Below are 18,990 nucleotides of genomic sequence, written 5' to 3' on the forward strand. Positions count from 1 at the left end.
GATGCGCCGACTTATCCCGATATAGGAGGATATGTCGCTATGAGTGTCCCTTTGTCGGCCGGGTTCGTGAACGGCGACGTCTCCTTCTGGTACCGGTCCTCCGGGCTGCCCGCCGCCGGTCCGCGGCTCGACGGCGATCTGCGGGCCGACGTGGCCATCGTCGGCGCCGGCTACACGGGCCTGTGGACCGCCTACTACCTCAAGCGGGCCCGCCCGTCGCTGAACGTGGTGGTGCTGGAGCAGGAGTTCGCCGGGTTCGGCGCCTCGGGACGCAACGGCGGCTGGCTCACCGGCGACCTGGCCGGCTCGCACGAGCGCTACGGCGAGGGCGCGCGGCGGCTCCAGCGCGCCATGTACGACTCCATCGACGAGGTCATCGCGGTCTGCGAGCGGGAGTCCATCGACTGCGACCTGGTCAAGGGCGGCGTGCTGAACGTCGCCCGCACCCCCGCCCAGGCCGCCCGGCTGCGCGAGACGGTGGCCTCCGCCCGCTCCTGGGGCATCGAGGAGGCCGATCTGCGCCTGGTGGACCCGGCGGAGCGCGTACGCGTCTCCGGGGCTCTGGCGGCCTCCTGGAGCCCCCACTGCGCCAGGATCCAGCCGGCCAAGCTGGCCCGCGGCCTGGCCGGGACGGTACGCGAGATGGGCGTGCCCATCTACGAGCGCACCCCGGTGACCTCCATCGCCCCGCACCAGGCGCGAACCCCGTACGGCACGGTGACGGCCGGCCACGTGATCCGCGCGACCGAGGGCTTCACGGCCCGGCTGCGCGGTCTGCGCAGGCAGTGGCTGCCGATGAACAGCTCGATGATCGTCACCGAGCCTCTTCCCGCCTCGTTCTGGGACGAGGTCGGCTGGCAGGGCGCGGAGCTGCTCGGCGACATGGCCCACTACTACATGTACGCCCAGCGGACGGCCGACGACCGGATCGCCTTCGGCGGGCGCGGCCGGCCCTACCTGTACGGTTCACGCGTCGACGCCCGCGGCCACACCCACGAGTGGACCGTCGAGGCCCTGTGGCGCCTGCTGACCGGCTTCTTCCCCGCCGCCCGCTCCTCCTCGGTCGCGCACGCCTGGTCGGGCGTGCTGGCGGTGCCGCGCGACTGGTGCTCGACCGTCCATGTGGACCCCGCCACCGGGCTGGGCTGGGCGGGCGGCTACACCGGCCACGGCGTGACCACCACGAACCTGGCCGGGCGCACGCTGCGCGACCTGATCCTCGGCGAGGAGACGGAGCTGACGTCGCTGCCGTGGGTGGGCCGGCGGGTGCGCCGCTGGGAGCCGGAGCCGCTGCGCTGGGCGGGCGTGCACGCGATGTACCGCCTCTACCGGATGGCCGACCACCGCGAGCGGACGATGCCGCGCACCTCCGCACTGGCCCGCTTCGCCGATCTGATCACCGGCCACTGACAATAGGGCGCGAGGCGTAGAAGGGAACATCCATGAGCATCCTCTTCCGAGGCGGTCGCGTCTTCACCCCCGAGGGCGTGGTGGCCGGATCCGTGCTGGTGCGGGACGGCGTGATCGCCGCCGTCGGCGCGGAAGGGGACCCGGCGCCGCGGGCCGGCGAGACGGTGGATCTCGACGGCGGGCTGCTGGTGCCCGGTTTCACCGACGCGCACATCCATCCCATCCAGGCGGGACTTGAACGCGCTAAGTGCGATTTGTCCGACAATTACGGGCTGGACGCGTACAGAGAAAAGATCGCCGACTATGCGGCGAAAAATCTTGATAAAGAGTGGATTGATGGCGGCGGCTGGGACATGTCGGCCTTTTCGGGTGGATTGCCGCACCGCGAACAGATCGACTTCCTCGACCGCCCCGCCTACCTGATCCAGCGCGACCACCACGCCGCCTGGGTCAACACCCGCGCGCTCGAACGGGCCGGCATCACCCGCGACACGCCCGACCCCGCCGACGGCCGCATCGAGCGCGACGCCGGCGGCACGCCGACCGGCGTCCTGCACGAGGGCGCGATGGACCTGGTCGGCCTGCTCACGCCCCGTCCGACGGCCCAGGACCTCCAGGACGCGCTGGCGGACGCGCAGCGGCACCTGTTCTCGCTGGGCATCACCGGCTGGCAGGACGCCATCGTGGGCTCCTACGCGGGCTCGGTGGACCAGCTGCCCGCCTACCTGGCCGCGGCCCGCTCGGGGACGCTGCGGGCGCGGGTCGTGGGGGCGCTGTGGTGGGACAGGACGCGCGGGCTCGAGCAGGTCGAGGAGCTGGTGGCGCGGCGCGCCGAGGCCGAGGGCCTGGACCGGTTCCGCGCCACCTCGGTCAAGATCATGCAGGACGGCATCACGGAGAACTTCACCGCCGCCACCCTGGAGCCCTACTGCCTGTGCGGGGGCACGGGGCTGTCGTACGTGGATCCGGCCCTGCTGCGGGAGTGCGTCGCCGAGCTCGACCGGCTCGGATTCCAGGTGCACGTGCACGCCATCGGCGAACGGGCGGTGCGCGAGGCGCTGGACGCCTTCGAGGGCACCGATCCGGCCAACCGGCACCACATCGCCCACCTGCAGATCATCGAGCCCTCCGACGTGCCGCGCTTCGCCGCCCTGGGCGTCACCGCCAACCTGCAGCCGCTGTGGGCCACGCATCACGCCCAGATGGACGAGCTGACGCTGCCGTACCTGGGCGAGCCGCGTTCGTCCTGGCAGTACCCGTTCGCGGATCTGGTCGCCACCGGGGCCCGCCTCTGCGCCGGCAGCGACTGGCCGGTCTCCGACGCCGACCCGCTGCAGGGCATGCACGTGGCGGTCAACCGCACCGAGCCCGGCGGCTCGCTGCACGCGGGTTACCCGACGGCGCAGACGCCGTTCCTGCCCGGCCAGCGGATGGACCTGGCCACGGCCATGAGCGCGTACACGGCGGGCTCGGCCTGGATCAACCGCTCCCCCGCCGGCGTCATCGAGCCGGGCCGTCCCGCCGACCTGGTGGTGCTGGACCGCGACCCGTTCGCGCTGCCGCCGGGCGAGATCTGGACGACCCGCGTGCGCATGACGTTCGTGGACGGCGAACCGGTCCACGAGAGCTGACGGACGGCCGCGCCGGGGCGGACATGGCGAAGGGGCCCTGGGCAACCGCCCGGGGCCCCTCTCCGTCCGCCACCACTACCAGGGGGACTTGTTGTTGCGCAGGCGCTCCAGTGCTTCCTCCAGGATCGCCTTGCCGTCCTTGTCGCTCCGGCGCTCCTTCACGTAGGCCAGATGCGTCTTGTACGGCTCGTTCTTCGGCGGGGCAGGCGGCGCCTCCTCGTCCTGTCCGGCCGGGAGGCCACAACGCGGGCAGTCCCACGTTTCGGGCACCGCCGCGTCGCTGGCGAAGCTGGGGCGCGTCTCGTGCATGTTGGCGCACCAGAACGAGACCCGCACTCTCGGAGCCGCCTCGCCACGCTCGGCCTCCCCCATCGGGCCGGCGCCGACTCGGCTGCCACGGATCGCGTTGCCACTACCCACGGATGAACTCCTCGCTCGATCGCCCCGCGTACAGACACGGGGGGAGAATCACTGTCACGCGTTGACTTGCTAGCTCACGGCCTCATGAGCAGGCCGAGAGCGATGATGCAGACGAACCAGACCGTGCCGGTGATGACGGTCAGCCGGTCGAGGTTACGCTCCACCACCGAGGAACCACCGAAGTTCGACGAGAAGCCGCCGCCGAACATGTCAGACAGGCCACCGCCCTTGCCCTTGTGGAGCAGAACGAGCAGGATCATGAGAAGGCTCGCCAGGATGAGGGCGATGGAGATTCCGAGTACCACGGTATGCCTGTTCCTTCAGTGCTCTGTTACGCGTGACGATTCAAACTTGCCTCTTGAGGGTACGACCTGATGTCAAGTCGCACCCCCAGAACGGCTCAGTTGGCAGGCATATCGGAGAATCGGCAGATCTTCGCGAACTCTCCGGCGTCGATGCTGGCGCCACCCACGAGCGCGCCGTCGACATCCGGCTGAGCCATGATGCCGGCGACGTTCCCTGACTTGACCGAGCCACCGTAAAGGATACGGATCGCGGAGGCCACTTCGGTGTCGTAGAGCTCGGCGAGTCTGACCCGCAGCGCTCCGCAGACCTCCTGGGCGTCCTCCGGGGTGGCCACCTCTCCGGTGCCGATCGCCCACACCGGTTCGTAGGCCACCACTATCGATTTTGCCTGCTCGGCGGTGATTTTGCGCAGCGCCCCGTCGAGTTGGCCCAAACAGTGCGCGATGTGGCCCCCCGCTTGACGTACCGGAAGGCCCTCTCCGACGCACAGGATCGGGGTCAGCGAGTGCCGGTAGGCCGCCTGGACCTTGCCGTTGACCAGTTCGTCGTCCTCGCCGTGGTGTTGACGGCGCTCGGAGTGGCCCACCGTGACGAAGGTGCAGCCGAGCTTGGCCAGCATGGCGCCCGACACCTCGCCGGTGTAGGCGCCGCCGTCGTGCTCGGACAGGTCCTGGGCGCCGTAGACGATCCTGAGCTTGTCGCCGTCGACCAGGGTCTGGACGCTGCGCAGGTCGGTGAAGGGCGGCAGGACGGCGACCTCGACCTTGTCGAAGTCCTTGTCGTTGAGCGCGAAGGCCAGCTTCTGGACGAGTGCGATGGCCTCGAAGTGGTTGAGGTTCATCTTCCAGTTGCCGGCGATGAGCGGCTTGCGCTGCACCGTTCAGTCCTCCAGGGCCGCGAGTCCGGGGAGGGTCTTGCCCTCCAGGTATTCGAGGCTGGCGCCGCCACCGGTGGAGATGTGCGAGAAGCCGTCCTCGGAGAGCTCCAGCTTGCGTACGGCCGCCGCCGAGTCGCCGCCGCCCACCACGGTGAAGGCGTCGCCGGCGATCAGCGCCTCGGCCACCGCCCTGGTGCCGCCGGAGAACGCCTCGAACTCGAACACGCCCATCGGCCCGTTCCAGAACACCGTCCTCGCGTCGGCCAGCTTGGCGGCGAACAGCTCGCGCGTCTTCGGCCCGATGTCGAGCCCCTCCCGGTCGGCCGGGATGGCCGTGGCCTCGACCACGTCGTGCTCGGCGTCGGCGGCGAAGGTGACCGCCGCCAGCACGTCGACGGGCAGCACGAGCTCGACGCCCCGCCGCGCGGCCTCGTCGAGGAAGCCCCGCACCTGGTCGAGCTGGTCCTCCTGGAGCAGCGACCTACCCACCTCGTGGCCCTGGGCCTTGAGGAAGGTGTAGGCCATGCCGCCGCCGACGAGCAGCCGGTCGACCTTGGTCAGCAGGTTGGCGATGACGCCGAGCTTGTCGGAGACCTTGGCCCCGCCGAGCACCACCACGTAGGGCCGCTCGGGGCTCTCGGTCAGCTTGCGCAGCACCTCGACCTCGGCCACGACCAGCCCGCCGGCGGCGTGCGGCAGCAGCCTGGGCACGTCGTAGACGCTGGCGTGCCTGCGGTGCACCGCGCCGAAGCCGTCGCCCACGTAGAGCTCGGCCAGCCCGGCCAGCCTGGCCGCGAACTCACCGCGGACGGCGTCGTCCTTGGACTCCTCGCCCGGCTCGTAGCGCAGGTTCTCCAGCAGGGCCACCTGGCCGTCCTGGAGTGCCTCGACCGTGCTCCGCGCGCTGTCGCCGACCACGTCGGAGGCGAAGGCCACGTCCTGGCCGAGCAGCTCACCGAGCCGCGCGGCCACGGGCGCGAGCGAGTATTCCGGGTTGACCTTGCCCTTGGGCCTGCCCAGATGGGCGCAGACGACGACCTTGGCGCCCCGCTCGAGCAGGGTGCTGATCGTCGGCACCGACGCCCGGATGCGGCCGTCGTCGGTGATCGTCTCCCCGTCGAGGGGGACGTTGAGGTCGGCGCGCACGAGCACGCGCCGCCCCTTCACGTCGAGATCGTCGAGCGTGCGCATGCTCATGCTCCCGTGGTAAAGCGGCGGTCCGGACCTCTGCTCACAGACCGCGGCCGACGAGCTCGACCAGGTCGGCGAGGCGGTTGGAGTAGCCCCACTCGTTGTCGTACCAGCCGACGACCTTGACCTGGTTGCCGATGACCTTGGTCAGGCCCGAGTCGAAGATGCAGGAGGCCGGGTCGGTGACGATGTCGGAGGAGACGATCTCGTCCTCGGTGTAGCTGATGATGCCCTTGAGCGGGCCCTCGGCGGCGGCCTTGACCGCGGCGTTGACCTCATCGACGGTGACGTCGCGGCTGACGTCGACGGTCAGGTCGGTGGCCGAGCCCGTGGGGATCGGCACGCGCATGGCGAACCCGTCGAGCTTGCCCTTGAGCTCGGGCAGCACCAGGCCGATGGCCTTGGCGGCGCCGGTCGAGGTGGGCACCACGTTGAGCGCGGCGGCGCGGGCGCGGCGCAGGTCCTTGTGCGGGCCGTCCTGGAGGTTCTGGTCCTGCGTGTAGGCGTGGATGGTGGTCATCAGCCCCTTCTCGATGGTGAAGGAGTCGTGCAGGACCTTGGCCATCGGCGCCAGGCAGTTGGTGGTGCAGGAGGCGTTGGAGATGATCGTGTGGCTGGCCGGGTCGTACGCGCCGTCGTTGACGCCCAGCACGAGGGTGACGTCCTCGTTCTTCGCCGGGGCGGAGATGATCACCTTCTTGGCACCGTTGTCGGCGTGCACCCGCGCCTTGTTGGCGTCGGTGAACAGGCCGGTCGACTCCACCACCACGTCCACGCCGAGGTCACCCCAGGGCAGCTTGCCCGGGTCACGCTCCGCGAAGACCTTGATGGCCTTGCCGTCAACGGTGATCTCGTCACTGGTCGCCTTGACCTCGTAGGGCAGGCGGCCGAGGATGCTGTCGTACTTCAGCAGGTGGGCGAGCGTCGCGTTGTCGGTCAGGTCGTTGACCGCGACGATCTCGATGTCCTTGCCGCTGGCGGCGACAGCGCGCCAGAAGTTGCGACCGATGCGGCCGAAGCCGTTGACGCCTACGCGAATGCTCACGGGAACCGATCTCCTCGAACAGATGGCGGGCTGGATCCTCAACCACGAACCCTATCGGACCCAAATTGGTTTAGACCACTTCAGGTCCCGCCCTGTGAATCACCGTTCTGGCGACACGTTTTGAGAGGTTCGAGTAAAGTGCCCGACTCGTCGGAGTAAATTCGTGCATTCTCTGGGGGCTGAGATGTCACATAAGCGGTCCGGCCTACTGTCCGGACTCATCGCAGGGCTGCTCGCCGCGCTCGTATGCGCGGCCGGCATGGGGATGGTCGTGCTGTTCCAGCAGAGCCTGCCGGCCGCCGTCATCACGTTCTGGGGCGGCCATCCGGTCCTGCTGGGCCTGTCGCTCGTGATCGCCGCACTGGTCGCTCTCGCGATGGGCGCCGTACGCCCGCGCTCCCTCGTCCTGCTCCCGTTCGCGGCGCTGTTCGCGGGCGGCGCGGTCGCGGCCGGTCAGATCACGGGCTCCTCCATCCTGTACGGCGCCGCCCTGCGCGGCCCCGCGCCCGAACCGGCCCCCGCCGATCTGGGCGACATCGACATGACCAACTTCAACACCGGCCTCCAGGACGCGCTGGCGCTGTACCGGGGGCCGCTCGCGGAGACGTGGTCCGCCTGGCTGTACGTCGCCGTGGCAGCCGTGGCCGCGTTCGCCCTGCTCACGCTGCGGGTGACGCGCGTACGGCGGGCCCAGCGGGCTCAGCGGGCCGAGGAGGACGCGGCGGAGGCCGAGGAGACGAAGGAGCCGGAGTACCGGGCCCCGTTCGAACCCGCCCAGCAGCCCACCCCGAAGTCCACGGCCGAACTCTTCACCCCCCGCAACCCGGTCAAGGACTGACCACGACGCGTTTCATCCCCGTCCGGCCTTTCACCCAGACGAGGACGGCCACCCTCGCGTGCGGCGCATCCGGGCACCCCCCGGTCGCCCGCGTACGACATGCGCCTGACACGCGAAAGCAGCCGCCTGACCGCCACGGCTCAGGTCACGGCGCGAGCATGTCCACTGTGAGATTGGCCTCAGTGTTGGGGATCCCCAGATCGGAGGCTCGTTTGTCGGCCATCGCCAGCAACCGCCGGATCCGTCCGGCGATCGCGTCCTTGGTCAGCGGCGGGTCGGCGATCTGCCCCAGCTCCTCCAGCGACGCCTGCTTGTGCTCCACCCGCAGCCGCCCGGCCACGACCAGGTGCTCGGGAGCCTCGTCCCCGAGGATCTCCAGCGCCCGCTGCACCCGCGCCCCCGCCGCGACCGCCGCCCTGGCGGAGCGCCGCAGGTTGGCGTCGTCGAAGTTGGCCAGGCGGTTGGCGGTGGCGCGCACCTCGCGCCGCATCCGCCGCTCCTCCCAGGCCAGCACGCTGTCGTGCGCCCCGAGCCGGGTGAGCAGCGCGCTGATCGCGTCACCGTCGCGCACCACCACCCGGTCCACGCCGCGCACCTCGCGCGCCTTGGCGTGGATCTTCAGCCGCCGTGCCGAGCCCACCAGCGCCAGCGCCGCCTCCGGCCCCGGGCAGGTGACCTCGAGCGACATCGAGCGCCCCGGCTCGGTGAGCGAGCCGTGCGCCAGGAACGCCCCCCGCCAGGCGGCCTCCGCGTCGCACGCGGCCCCCGCCACGACCTGACGCGGCAGCCCGCGCACCGGGCGGCCGTGGTTGTCGATGAGGCCCGTCTGGCGGGCCAGCGCCTCACCGTCGCGGTAGACGCGTACGACGTAGCGCGAGCCCTTGCGCAACCCGGCGGGCGCGAGCACGAGCACCTCCGCCTTGTGCCCGAAGACCTCGCCTATGTCCTTGATCAGCCGCCGTGCGGTGGCGTTGGTGTCGAGTTCGGCCTCTATCACGATCCGGCCGCCCACCAGGTGCAGGCCGCTGGCGAACCGCAGCAGCGTCGAAACCTCCGCCTTTCGGCAGCACGGCTTGAGCACCGGCAGGCGGCTCAGTTCGTCTTTCACCACACCTGTCATCGCCATGCGTTAGTCCTCTCCCCCATTCAGACCGGCTCCTTTGAGTCTCTCGCACCTTCGCGCCACGCCGACCAGGATCAACGCTTCTGGAGGAAAATCTCGTCCAGGACGGAGGCAAGACGTCGTGGGTCATGCCTCGCGGAGCCGTCCGCGGCGGCCACGTCGGCCATGACGAGCCGGGCGCCGAACGCCGCCGCCGCCTTCTCCAGGGCGTCGGGATCGTCCACGACACCGGTGTCGGCGAGCACGACGTCGATCGACAGGCCGGGTGCGTGCTGTCTGAGCACCTCCAGATGCTGCTGGGGGGAGAAGTCGTCGGTCTCGCCCGGCTGGGGGGCGAGGTTGAGCGTGACGAGCCGCTTGGCCCTGGTCGCGTGCAGGGCCCTGGCCAGCTCGGGCACCTTGAGGTGCGGCAGCACGCTGGTGAACCACGATCCGGGCCCGAACACCACCCAGTCGGCCTCCAGCACCGCGGCCACGGCCTCCGGCCGCGCCGGCGGGTCCTCGGGCACGAGGGAGATCGCCTGCACGCGGCCGGGCGTCAGGGCGCACGCCACCTGCCCGCGTACGGTCGAGGTGACGCCGTCGAGCTCGACCTCCGCCACGATGTCGAGCGGTACGGAGGCCATCGGCAGCACCCGGCCGTGCGCGCCGAGCAGCCGCCCGACCCAGTCGAGCCCGGCCACGGGGTCGCCGAGCAGCTCCCACAGGGCCACGATGAGCAGGTTGCCGACGGCGTGCCCGTGCAGGTCGCCCTCGCTGCGGAAGCGGTGCTGCACCACCTCGCTCCAGGTGCTGCCCCACTCGTCGTCGCCGCACAGGGCGGCCAGCGCCATGCGCAGGTCGCCGGGCGGCAGCACACCGAGCTCCCGGCGCAACCGTCCGCTGGACCCGCCGTCGTCGGCGACGGTCACCACGGCGGTCAACCGGTCGGTGACCATCCGTAAGGCCGACAGGGACGCGTACAGGCCGTGCCCGCCGCCGAGCGCGACGACCGGCGGCCCGAACCCGCCGTGCCACGGCGCGCCCACACCCCCGTCGCGAACCTCACGCTCTTCCTCCCGCCCACCCGCGTCACCCACGCCGCCGCCCCGCTCCTCCCGCGCGACCACGCCGGCCACGTCCTGACCGTCCGCGACCCCGCCGACGGCAGCCGTACCCACTCCGGCCACGGAACCACGTTCAGAAGACTCACCGTCGGCCACGCCACCATCGGAAGGGGCGCCGCCGAACACACCACCGCGCGAAACGCCGCCATGGACAGCCCCACGTTCCGGGACACCACCTACCGGAACGCCACTGTCCACGCCACCATGGCCCGGAACACCACGGTCGGACCCCGCACCGTCGGAAGCGGCGCCACGGGGCACGTCTTCCTCCGGCCCGGCGGCCACCCGCTGCGGACCCTCATGACCGCGCCCGTCCAGGCCCGGCCCGGGCCCAGCGTCCCCTACGAGATCCGGCGGAGCGGCTTCGACGTCGTCATCGGTCACTCCCGCCCCACATCCCGGTGACTCACCTGGACCTCCATCCCGCGGTCGCGCAGGCGGGCGGCGACCTGCTCGGCCATCGCGACGCTGCGATGCTTGCCGCCCGTGCATCCCACCGCAAGCGTCGCATAGCTCTTGCCCTCGCGCGCGTATCCGGCCGCGACCACCTGGAGGACCTCCTCGTAGGCGTCGAGGAACTCCTTGGCCCCCGGCTGGCCGAGGACGTAGTCGCTGACGGCGGAGTCGAGGCCGTTCATCGGCCGCAGCTCGGGCACCCAGTGCGGGTTGGGCAGGAACCGGCAGTCGACCACGAGGTCGGCGTCGACGGGCAGCCCGTACTTGAAGCCGAAGGACACGACGTTGAGCCGCAGCCCGGGACGGTCCTCCCCGCCGAAGTAGGCGACGATCTTGTTGCGCAGGTCGTGGACGTTGTGCGAGGAGGTGTCGATGACCAGGTCGGCGTTGGCGCGCACCTCCCGCAGGATGCCGCGTTCGCGGGTGATCCCGTCGACCAGCCGCCCCTCGCCCTGGAGGGGATGCGGCCTGCGGACGTTCTCGAACCTGCGCACCAGCTCCTCGTCGCTGGCCTCCAGGAACACCACCCGCACGCGTACGCCGCGCCCTTCGAGCTCCTCGATGGCCGCGTTGAGGTCGGTGGTGAAGGCCAGGCTGCGCACGTCGACGACGGCGGCCACCTTGTCGGCGGCGAGCTTGACCTTGCCCGCCTCCTCGGCCATCGCGAACAGCAGCCCCGGCGGCAGGTTGTCGATGACGAACCAGCCCAGATCCTCCAGCGCCTTGGCGGCGGTGCTGCGCCCGGCCCCGGACATGCCGGTGACGATGACGAACGCCGGCCCGGCGCTCATCGCGTCATCCCGGGCGGAACCGGCTCCGCGCGCTTCGCGGGCGATGCCCGCGCCACCGCGCCCGTCGCCCACCGCTTCGCCGCGGGCGGAACCCGCCCCGTTTCGCGCCTCGTCGCGGGCGACCCCCGCGCCACCCCGTGCGTCGCTCATCGGGTCACCCCGTCAGGGGCGATCGATGGTTTCGACGGAACCCGGCCATGACGGACCGGACCGTACGCCTCCCCGGCGTGGACACCCTGGCATCCTGGCGAGATCAAGGTGACTCTCCCTTCAGCGTCGACACGATGACCTCGGCGATGGACGGGCCGATGCCGGGAACCGCGCAGATTTCGTCGGCAGTGGCCTCGCGTAGCTTTTTCACGGAGCCGAAGTGTTTGAGCAGCGCCTGCCTGCGCGCCGGCCCCAGGCCGGGCACACCGTCGAGCGCGCTCTCCTTCACCGTCTTTGACCTCTTGGAACGATGGTAGGTGATGGCGAACCTGTGTGCCTCGTCACGCACCCGTTGCAGCAGGTAGAGACCCTCGCTTGAACGAGGCATGATCACCGGCTGGTCGTCGCCGGGCAGCCACACCTCCTCCAGCCGCTTGGCCAGACCGCACACGGCCACGTCGTCGATGCCGAGCTCGTCGAGGGCCCGCTGCGCGGCGGCCGCCTGCGGGCCGGCGCCGTCGACGACGACGAGGTTGGGCGGGTAGGCGAACTTGCGCGGCTTGCCCGTCTCCGGGTCGATCGGCCCGGCGCCGGCGTCGTCGTCGGGGGCCAGCTCGCCGGTCGCGGAGCGTTCCTCCAGGTAGCGGCGGAACCGGCGCATGATCACCTCGTGGATCGAGGCGACGTCGCCCTCCTTGGTCTTGACGGCGAAACGCCGGTATTCGCTCTTGCGGGCCAGGCCGTCCTCGAAGACCACCATCGACGCCACGACGTTCTCGCCCTGCAGGTGGGAGACGTCGTAGCACTCGACGCGCAGCGGCGCCTGGTCGAGGTCGAGCGCGTCGGCGATCTCCTGCAGCGCCTTGCTGCGGGTGGTCAGGTCGCTGGCGCGGCGGATCTTGTGCTGCGCGAGGGACTCCTTGGCGTTGCGCTCGACGGTCTCCATCAGCGACTTCTTGTCGCCGCGCTGCGGCACGCGCACCTCGACGCGGGAGCGCCGCTGCTCGGTCAGCAGCTCGGCGACGGCCTCGGCGTCGGGCGGCAGGTGCGGGACGAGCACCTCTCGGGGCAGCGAGTCGGGGCTGGCCTCGCCGTACATCTGCAGCAGGAACTGCTCGACCAGCTCGCCCGGCGTGGTCTCCTCGACCTTGTCGACGACCCAGCCGCGCTGGCCGCGGATGCGTCCGCCGCGTACGTAGAAGACCTGTACGGCGGCCTCCAGCGGATCTTCGGCCAGCGCGATGACGTCGGCGTCGGTGCCCTCCCCGAGCACGACCGCCTGCTTCTCCAGCGCCCGCTGCAACGCCTGGATGTCGTCGCGCAGCCGGGCCGCCCGCTCGTATTCCTGCTCGGCGGCGGCCTCGCGCATCTCCTTCTCCAGCCGCCTGATGAAGCGGGTGGTGTTGCCGGCCATGAAGTCGCAGAAGTCTTCGGCCAGGTCGCGGTGCTCGTCGGGGGTGACCCGGCCGACGCAGGGCGCCGAGCACTTGTCGATGTAGCCGAGCAGGCACGGCCGGCCGATCTGCCCGGCCCGCTTGAACACCCCGGCGCTGCACGTGCGCACGGGGAAGACGCGCAGCAGCAGGTCGACGGTCTCGCGGATGGCCCAGGCGTGGGAGTAGGGGCCGAAGTAGCGGGTGCCCTTGCGCTTGGCGCCGCGCATGACCTGCACGCGCGGGAAGTCGTCGCCCATGGTCACCGCGAGGTAGGGGTAGGACTTGTCGTCGCGGTACTTGACGTTGAAGCGCGGGTCGAACTCCTTGATCCAGGAGTATTCGAGCTGCAGCGCCTCCACCTCGGTGCCGACGACCGTCCAGTCGACGTCGGCGGCCGTGGTCAGCATCGACTGCGTGCGCGGATGCAGCGCGGAGAAGTCGGCGAAGTAGGAGTTGAGCCGCTGGCGCAGGCTCTTGGCCTTGCCGACGTAGATCACCCGGCCGTGCGTGTCCCTGAACCGGTAGACCCCTGGGGACTCGGGGATCGACCCCGGCTTGGGCCGGAAACTCAAGGTGCTGCCCGTTGATCTGACCACGCTGCCAGCCTAGTAGCCCCCACCGACAAGGTTGCCCGCCGTACTCTTCGTGATGGTACGGCGGGCACGCCACGAATCGTCCGGCTATGCCAGCATGATCTGGTCGCCGTCGACCTTGATCTCCTGGGCCGCCAGCGGCTTGTCGGCCGGGCCGCCGGTGACGGAGCCGTCGGCGATGGCGAACTTGCTCCCGTGGCACGGGCACACGATCGCGCCCTCCTCGACGGAGCCGACCGGGCAGCCCTTGTGCGTGCAGAGCGCGCTGAACGCTTTGAACTCGCCCTCGGTCGGCTGCGTCACCACGATCTTCTGATCCTTGAAGACCGTGCCTCCGCCCACGGGGATGTCGGCCGTCTTGGCCAGCGCGCCACCGCCATCGGCCGCCGGCGCGCTGGACTCCGGTGCTCCGGACTGGGGCGCGCTGGACTCGGGTGTGCCCGCGTCGGGGGTGGTGTTCGCCGTCGTATCGGTGCCGCCGCCGCTGCACGCGCTGATCGCAAGCGCCAGGCCACCCGCGCCGACGCTTGCGAACACCGCCCTGCGGCTCTGAAGGTCATCTGCCATGCGCTCACCCAAACGTACACAGGTGAGAAATTCATGAGACGAAACTCAGGCGAGTCTAATCTTGTCGCCGTCGACCTCGATCTGCTTCTCCTCCAGCGGGTCACCCGCCGGACCGGCCGACACCGAGCCGTCCTCGATGCTGAACTTGCTGCCGTGGCACGGGCAGTTGATCGTCTTGTTCGAGACCGTGGCCACCAGGCAGCCCTGGTGGGTGCAGACCGCCGTGAAGCACTTGAACTCCCCCGCGGTCGGCTGCGTCACGACGATCTTCTGCTTCTCGAAGACCTTCCCGCCTCCCTCCGGGATGTCGCTGACGTCCGCCAGCGCCTTCGGCTTGGAGTCCGCCTTCTTCTTCTTCGGTGCGTCGGACGACGGCTCTTCGGCGGCCGGCTCCTCGTTCACTTCTGTCGTCGGCGAGCCGTAGCTGGCACAGGCCGTCAGAACCGCCGCGAGCCCTGCGCTCCCGGCGCCGAACACCACTGTCCGGCGCGTCGTTTCCGTCATGGTGTGTCCTCCCAGATTGTCTTTCACTTCAGGTACGGCCAGCGCCCTGGCGCCGGTTCAGCGTGCCTGAGGTCAATCCGGGCGACCACGCACTATTACCGGTTAGGCGACCACGATCCCGTCGCCTTCGACCTTCACCTTGAACGAGGTCAGCGGCGCGCTCGCGGGCCCCTTGGTGGCCTGCCCGGTGTCGGCGGCGAACTCGCTGCCGTGGCAGGCGCATCTGATGACGTTGTCCGCGGGCGTGCCGACCTGGCAGCCCTTGTGCGTGCACACCGAGCTGTAGGCCTTGTAGACGCCCTGCGCCGGCTGCGTCACCACGATCTTGAGGTCCTCGATCAGCTTGCCGCCGCCGACGGGCACGTCCGCGGTCTTGGCCAGGACCTTTCCCTTCAGGCTCGGCTTGGCCTGCACCCCTTCCGAGCCGCAGGCGGTCAGTGCCGCCAGCCCGCACGCGGCGACCCCGGTCGCGCCCAGCAGTTCCCGGCGCCCCAACCCGTTCCCGGCAGTCCCGGTCGCGCCCGGCACCTCCCGACGCCCCGCCCCGTTCCCGGCGGTTCTGGTCGCGCCCGGCACCTCCCGACGCTCCGCCCCGTTTCCGGACATGGCTCCACCCCCGTTCGTGTGTTCGTCTGTGCCCGCGCTCCTGCGTCCGCCCCCGGAGCTGCGGTCTCGACCCAGAACCCCACCCTATTGACGGGACCCGCCGGTCCGGTCAGCGGGTGGTAAGCCGGCGGTCAGCGGCCCGCCCCAGGCTGCCTGCATGACGACTACGACTCCACGTCCCGCTGCCCCCTCCGCTCAGGTGTCCCGGCCCCGGTGGTGGCGCCGGCCGTGGGTGGCGCCGCTGATGGTGGTGGCGGTCGCGTTCATCGCCTTCTCGCTGCCGCCGTACCTGTCGCTGGATCCGGCGCGGTCGCGCGTTCCCGCTCCCGACTTCTTCCCGCCGCACTTCGTGATGCTCTCGCTGCACGTGGTGTTCGGCTCGATCGCGATGATCACGTGCTGCCTGCAGATCTGGCCGTGGTTCCGCGCCCGCTATCCGCGGGCGCACCGGCTGATCGGCCGCGTGTACGTGTTCGGCGGCTGCCTGCCGGCCGGCGTGCTGGGTCTGGTGGTGGGTGTGGCGACGCCGTACGGGCCGGTGACGCGGGCCAGTGACGTCACGCTGGCGCTGCTCTGGCTGGGCGTCACGGTGGCCGGGTGGCGGATGGCCAGGCAGCGCAGGTTCGTCGACCACCGCCGGTGGATGATCCGCAGCTTCGCGCTCACGATGTCCATCATCACGAACCGGCTCTACAGCGTGCTGTTCGTGATCCTGCTGGAGCCGCAGCTGGAGACGACCTTCCACGGCGACGTCGAACTGATGGTCGCCACGGTGTCGGGGCTGGCGACCTGGCTGGGCTGGGTGCTGCCGCTGCTGGTGGCCGAGTGGTGGCTGGAACGCGGCGACGCCGCCAAGCGCCGCGCCCGCGCCCGCCGCACCGCGTAACACCGAAAACCGAACACCGCACCCAAAGCCGCCACGTAACATCCGAAACCCGGTACCGAACACCGCGCCCTCGATCGCCGCGCCGCCCGAGCACCGTGCGCGAAGCCGCTTAGCCCCGATGGTCCCGCTCGCCGGCTGTTCGGCGGGCGGGACCATCGGGGTCAGAACGCGAGGATCTTGCGCAGGAAGCGGCCCGTGTGGCTCTCGTCCACCAGCGCGACCTCCTCGGGCGTGCCGCTGGCCACGAGCGTGCCGCCGCGCGAGCCGCCCTCGGGCCCCATGTCGATGATCCAGTCGGCGGTCTTGATGACGTCGAGGTTGTGCTCGATGACGATCACGCTGTTGCCGCCGTCGACCAGCCGCCCCAGCACGCCGAGCAGCCGCCTGATGTCCTCGAAGTGCAGGCCGGTGGTCGGCTCGTCGAGGACGTAGATGGTCCGCCCGGTCTGCCGCCGCTGCAGCTCGGAGGCCAGCTTGACCCGCTGCGCCTCGCCGCCGGACAGCGTGGTGGCCGGCTGCCCGAGCCGTACGTAGCCGAGCCCCACGTCGTTGAGCGTCTGCAGGTGGCGCTTGATCGCGGGGATGGCGTCGAAGAAGCCCAGGGCCTCCTCGATCGGCATGTCGAGCACCTCGGCGATCGTCTTGCCCTTGTAGTGCACCTCCAGCGTCTCCCGGTTGTAGCGGGCGCCGTGGCACACCTCGCAGGGGACGTAGACGTCGGGCAGGAAGTTCATCTCGATCTTGATGGTGCCGTCGCCGGCGCACGCCTCGCAGCGCCCGCCCTTGACGTTGAAGCTGAACCGTCCGGGCTGGTAGCCGCGCACCTTGGCCTCGGCCGTGGCCGCGAACAGCTTGCGCACGTGGTCGAAGACGCCGGTGTAGGTCGCCGGGTTGGAACGCGGGGTGCGGCCGATCGGCGACTGGTCGACGTGGACGACCTTGTCGACCTGGTCCATGCCGTTGATCCGCGAGTGACGCCCCGGCACCGTGCGCGCCCCGTTGAGCTCCTTGGCCAGGGCGTTGTAGAGGATGTCGTTGACCAGCGTCGACTTGCCCGACCCCGACACACCGGTGACCGCGGTGAACATCCCCAGCGGGAACTCGATGTCGACGCCCTTGAGGTTGTGCTCGCGCGCCCCCTTGACCGTGATCTGCCGCTTCTTGTCGCGCTTGCGGCGCTTGGCGGGGATCGGGATGCTCCTGCGCCCGGACAGGTAGGCGCCCGTCATGGACTCCTCGCTGGACAGGAGGTCCTGGACGGTGCCGGAGACGACGACCTGGCCGCCGTGCTCGCCCGCGCCGGGCCCGATGTCGACCACCCAGTCGGCCGCCGCGATCGTGTCCTCGTCGTGCTCGACCACGATCAGCGTGTTGCCCATGTCGCGCAGCCTGACCAGCGTGTCCAGCAGGCGCATGTTGTCGCGCTGGTGCAGGCCGATGGACGGCTCGTCGAGCACGTAGAGCACGCCGACCAGGCCGGAGCCGATCTGCGTGGCCAGCCTGATGCGCTGCGCCTCGCCACCCGCGAGCGTGGCGGCGGCGCGGTCCATGGTCAGGTAGTCGAGGCCGACGTCGAGCAGGAAGCCCATGCGGGCGTTGATCTCCTTGACCACCCGCTCGGCGATGTGCATGTCGCGGTCGGACAGCTTGAGCGCGGCCAGGAACTTGGCGCACTCGCCGATCGACATGGCCGCGACCTCGGCGATCGACTTGCCGGCCACGGTCACCGCCAGGGTGACCGGCTTGAGCCTGGCCCCCTTGCAGGCCGGGCAGGGGATCTCGCGCATGTAGCCTTCGAACCGCTCGCGGGCCGAGTCGCTCTCGGCCTCGGCGTGCCGGCGCTGCACCCACGGGATGACGCCGTCGAAGGTGGTGTAGTAGGAGCGCTGGCGGCCGTAGCGGTTGCTGTAGCGGACGTGGACCTGCTCGTCGTGGCCGTACAGCAGCGACTTCTGCGCCTTCTTCGGCAGTTTCTCCCACGGCGTCTCGAGGGTGAACCCGACCGCGTGGCCGAGCGCCTCGATCAGCCTGGAGAAGTATTCGCTGGTGTGGCCGCCGGACCACGGGTGGATCGCGCCGTCGCCGAGCTCACGCTCGGGGTCGGGCACCACCAGGTCGGGGTCGACCTCCATCTTGGTGCCGAGACCGGTGCACTCCGGGCAGGCGCCGAACGGCGAGTTGAAGGAGAACGAGCGCGGCTCCATCTCCTCGAACGACAGGTCGTCGTAGGGGCAGTAGAGGTGCTCGGAGTAGAAGCGCTCGCGGTTGGGGTCGTCTTCGGCCAGGTCGACGAACTCGAGCGTGATCGTGCCGCCGGACAGCTGCAGCGCCGTCTCGACCGAGTCGGTGAGCCTGCGCCGTGCCGTGTCCTTGACCGACAGGCGGTCGACGATGACCTCGATGTCGTGCTTCTCGTACTTCTTCAGCGTCGGCGGCTCCTCCAGCCGCACGACCGTGCCGTCGACCCTGGCCCTGGCGAAGCCCTTGGTCTGCAGCTCGCGGAACAGCTCGGCGTATTCGCCCTTGCGGCCCCTGACGACCGGCGCGAGCACCTGGAACCTGGTGCCCTCCTCCAGGTCCATCACCCGGTCGACGATCTGCTGCGGCGTCTGCCTGGCGATCGGGCGCGCGCACACCGGGCAGTGGGGCTTGCCGATGCGCGCCCACAGCAGCCTCAGGTAGTCGTAGACCTCGGTGATCGTGCCGACGGTCGAGCGCGGGTTCTTGCTGGTGGCCTTCTGGTCGATGGAGACCGCCGGCGACAGACCCTCGATGAAGTCGACGTCGGGCTTGTCCATCTGGCCGAGGAACTGGCGGGCGTAGGCCGACAGCGACTCGACATAGCGCCGCTGGCCCTCAGCGAAGATCGTGTCGAAGGCCAGGCTCGACTTGCCCGAGCCGGACAGGCCGGTAAAGACGATCAGCGAGTCCCGCGGCAGATCCAGCGAGACGTCCTTGAGGTTGTGTTCTCGTGCACCACGCACGATCAGGCGGTCTGCCACGGCGATCCCGGAAGTCGAAAGGCGGATAGGTCCAACGGGCGATGGTAGACGG

The 18,990-nt window shown here is 70.3% G+C and carries 18 protein-coding genes; 5 read left to right on the forward strand and 13 right to left on the reverse strand.

What is annotated here, in order from left to right; translation table 11 throughout:
- Positions 1-39 precede the first annotated feature (39 nt).
- Positions 40-1,410, forward strand: coding sequence for an NAD(P)/FAD-dependent oxidoreductase (locus B0I32_RS49010; RefSeq protein WP_106251509.1), 1,371 nt, complete (start codon positions 40-42; stop codon positions 1,408-1,410).
- A 32-nt stretch (positions 1,411-1,442) separates the two neighbouring features.
- Positions 1,443-3,041, forward strand: coding sequence for an amidohydrolase (locus B0I32_RS49015; RefSeq protein ID WP_106251511.1), 1,599 nt, complete (start codon positions 1,443-1,445; stop codon positions 3,039-3,041).
- Positions 3,042-3,116: 75 nt separating this feature from the next.
- Here the strand turns inward: B0I32_RS49015 and B0I32_RS49020 are convergent, their stop codons facing one another.
- The 5 genes from B0I32_RS49020 to gap form a co-directional block, all read right to left on the reverse strand.
- On the reverse strand, positions 3,117-3,461 hold the full coding sequence (locus tag B0I32_RS49020; RefSeq protein ID WP_103961760.1) for an RNA polymerase-binding protein RbpA: 345 nt from the start codon (positions 3,459-3,461) through the stop codon (positions 3,117-3,119).
- Positions 3,462-3,535: 74 nt separating this feature from the next.
- Positions 3,536-3,766: a preprotein translocase subunit SecG gene (secG, locus tag B0I32_RS49025; protein WP_106251512.1), complete on the reverse strand. Its 231-nt coding sequence runs from the start codon at positions 3,764-3,766 to the stop codon at positions 3,536-3,538.
- Between the two features lie 95 nt (positions 3,767-3,861).
- Positions 3,862-4,644 carry a triose-phosphate isomerase gene (gene tpiA / locus B0I32_RS49030; protein WP_106251514.1) on the reverse strand — a complete coding sequence of 261 codons (783 nt, stop codon included), beginning with the start codon at positions 4,642-4,644 and terminating at the stop codon, positions 3,862-3,864.
- A 3-nt stretch (positions 4,645-4,647) separates the two neighbouring features.
- Positions 4,648-5,835 (reverse strand): phosphoglycerate kinase, encoded by a 1,188-nt coding sequence (locus B0I32_RS49035; protein WP_106251516.1) that lies wholly within the window; start codon positions 5,833-5,835, stop codon positions 4,648-4,650.
- Positions 5,836-5,875: 40 nt separating this feature from the next.
- Entirely contained in the window at positions 5,876-6,880 is a 1,005-nt protein-coding gene (gene gap / locus B0I32_RS49040) for a type I glyceraldehyde-3-phosphate dehydrogenase (RefSeq protein ID WP_106251517.1), read from the reverse strand.
- A 184-nt stretch (positions 6,881-7,064) separates the two neighbouring features.
- Between gap and B0I32_RS49045 the strand changes: the two genes are divergently transcribed.
- Complete coding sequence (locus B0I32_RS49045; RefSeq protein ID WP_146178586.1) at positions 7,065-7,718, forward strand: hypothetical protein; 654 nt, start codon at positions 7,065-7,067, stop codon at positions 7,716-7,718.
- Between the two features lie 145 nt (positions 7,719-7,863).
- Here B0I32_RS49045 and whiA read toward each other — a convergent pair whose 3' ends face one another.
- Both whiA and B0I32_RS49055 read right to left on the reverse strand, forming a co-directional pair.
- The gene (gene whiA / locus B0I32_RS49050) at positions 7,864-8,844 is read right to left on the reverse strand and encodes a DNA-binding protein WhiA (RefSeq protein ID WP_026214667.1); all 981 of its coding nucleotides are present in this window, start codon (positions 8,842-8,844) and stop codon (positions 7,864-7,866) included.
- A 71-nt stretch (positions 8,845-8,915) separates the two neighbouring features.
- Complete coding sequence (locus B0I32_RS49055; protein WP_245956635.1) at positions 8,916-9,779, reverse strand: gluconeogenesis factor YvcK family protein; 864 nt, start codon at positions 9,777-9,779, stop codon at positions 8,916-8,918.
- A 72-nt stretch (positions 9,780-9,851) separates the two neighbouring features.
- Here B0I32_RS49055 and B0I32_RS56975 point away from each other — a divergent pair, with 72 nt between their 5' ends.
- On the forward strand, positions 9,852-10,352 hold the full coding sequence (locus B0I32_RS56975) for a hypothetical protein (protein ID WP_146178587.1): 501 nt from the start codon (positions 9,852-9,854) through the stop codon (positions 10,350-10,352).
- On the opposite strand, the gene rapZ is transcribed toward B0I32_RS56975, so the two are convergent.
- From rapZ to B0I32_RS49090, 5 genes are all read right to left on the reverse strand, one after another.
- On the reverse strand, positions 10,328-11,194 hold the full coding sequence (gene rapZ / locus B0I32_RS49070) for an RNase adapter RapZ (RefSeq protein ID WP_106251522.1): 867 nt from the start codon (positions 11,192-11,194) through the stop codon (positions 10,328-10,330). The genes B0I32_RS56975 and rapZ overlap by 25 nt on opposite strands.
- A gap of 253 nt (positions 11,195-11,447) precedes the next feature.
- Entirely contained in the window at positions 11,448-13,376 is a 1,929-nt protein-coding gene (gene uvrC / locus B0I32_RS49075) for an excinuclease ABC subunit UvrC (protein ID WP_425438148.1), read from the reverse strand.
- A gap of 84 nt (positions 13,377-13,460) precedes the next feature.
- Complete coding sequence (locus B0I32_RS49080; protein ID WP_106251526.1) at positions 13,461-13,940, reverse strand: Rieske (2Fe-2S) protein; 480 nt, start codon at positions 13,938-13,940, stop codon at positions 13,461-13,463.
- Between the two features lie 45 nt (positions 13,941-13,985).
- On the reverse strand, positions 13,986-14,444 hold the full coding sequence (locus B0I32_RS49085; RefSeq protein WP_106251528.1) for a Rieske (2Fe-2S) protein: 459 nt from the start codon (positions 14,442-14,444) through the stop codon (positions 13,986-13,988).
- Positions 14,445-14,546: 102 nt separating this feature from the next.
- Positions 14,547-15,050 (reverse strand): Rieske (2Fe-2S) protein, encoded by a 504-nt coding sequence (locus B0I32_RS49090; RefSeq protein ID WP_181308623.1) that lies wholly within the window; start codon positions 15,048-15,050, stop codon positions 14,547-14,549.
- 157 nt (positions 15,051-15,207) lie between these two features.
- Between B0I32_RS49090 and B0I32_RS49095 the strand changes: the two genes are divergently transcribed.
- Positions 15,208-15,936: a DUF2306 domain-containing protein gene (locus B0I32_RS49095; RefSeq protein ID WP_106251530.1), complete on the forward strand. Its 729-nt coding sequence runs from the start codon at positions 15,208-15,210 to the stop codon at positions 15,934-15,936.
- Between the two features lie 161 nt (positions 15,937-16,097).
- Here B0I32_RS49095 and uvrA read toward each other — a convergent pair whose 3' ends face one another.
- A complete protein-coding gene (gene uvrA / locus B0I32_RS49100) occupies positions 16,098-18,938 on the reverse strand; it encodes an excinuclease ABC subunit UvrA (RefSeq protein ID WP_106251532.1) in 2,841 nt (946 codons plus the stop codon).
- Positions 18,939-18,990 lie beyond the last annotated feature (52 nt).

It is taken from the genome of Nonomuraea fuscirosea (genome assembly GCF_003001935.1).
Classification (GTDB): domain Bacteria; phylum Actinomycetota; class Actinomycetes; order Streptosporangiales; family Streptosporangiaceae; genus Nonomuraea; species Nonomuraea fuscirosea.

What these genes read in the sequence shown, in the direction of transcription:
- B0I32_RS49045 (WP_146178586.1), top strand. Translation starts at nt 7,065, where the DNA reads ATGTCACATAAGCGGTCCGGCCTACTGTCCGGACTCATCGCAGGGCTG.
- rapZ (WP_106251522.1), bottom strand. Translation starts at nt 11,194, where the DNA reads ATGAGCGCCGGGCCGGCGTTCGTCATCGTCACCGGCATGTCCGGGGCC.
- B0I32_RS49015 (WP_106251511.1), top strand. Translation starts at nt 1,443, where the DNA reads ATGAGCATCCTCTTCCGAGGCGGTCGCGTCTTCACCCCCGAGGGCGTG.
- B0I32_RS49010 (WP_106251509.1), top strand. Translation starts at nt 40, where the DNA reads ATGAGTGTCCCTTTGTCGGCCGGGTTCGTGAACGGCGACGTCTCCTTC.
- B0I32_RS49085 (WP_106251528.1), bottom strand. Translation starts at nt 14,444, where the DNA reads ATGACGGAAACGACGCGCCGGACAGTGGTGTTCGGCGCCGGGAGCGCA.
- B0I32_RS49035 (WP_106251516.1), bottom strand. Translation starts at nt 5,835, where the DNA reads ATGCGCACGCTCGACGATCTCGACGTGAAGGGGCGGCGCGTGCTCGTG.
- B0I32_RS49095 (WP_106251530.1), top strand. Translation starts at nt 15,208, where the DNA reads ATGACGACTACGACTCCACGTCCCGCTGCCCCCTCCGCTCAGGTGTCC.
- whiA (WP_026214667.1), bottom strand. Translation starts at nt 8,844, where the DNA reads ATGGCGATGACAGGTGTGGTGAAAGACGAACTGAGCCGCCTGCCGGTG.
- B0I32_RS49055 (WP_245956635.1), bottom strand. Translation starts at nt 9,779, where the DNA reads ATGGTCACCGACCGGTTGACCGCCGTGGTGACCGTCGCCGACGACGGC.
- B0I32_RS49080 (WP_106251526.1), bottom strand. Translation starts at nt 13,940, where the DNA reads ATGGCAGATGACCTTCAGAGCCGCAGGGCGGTGTTCGCAAGCGTCGGC.
- B0I32_RS49090 (WP_181308623.1), bottom strand. Translation starts at nt 15,050, where the DNA reads ATGTCCGGAAACGGGGCGGAGCGTCGGGAGGTGCCGGGCGCGACCAGA.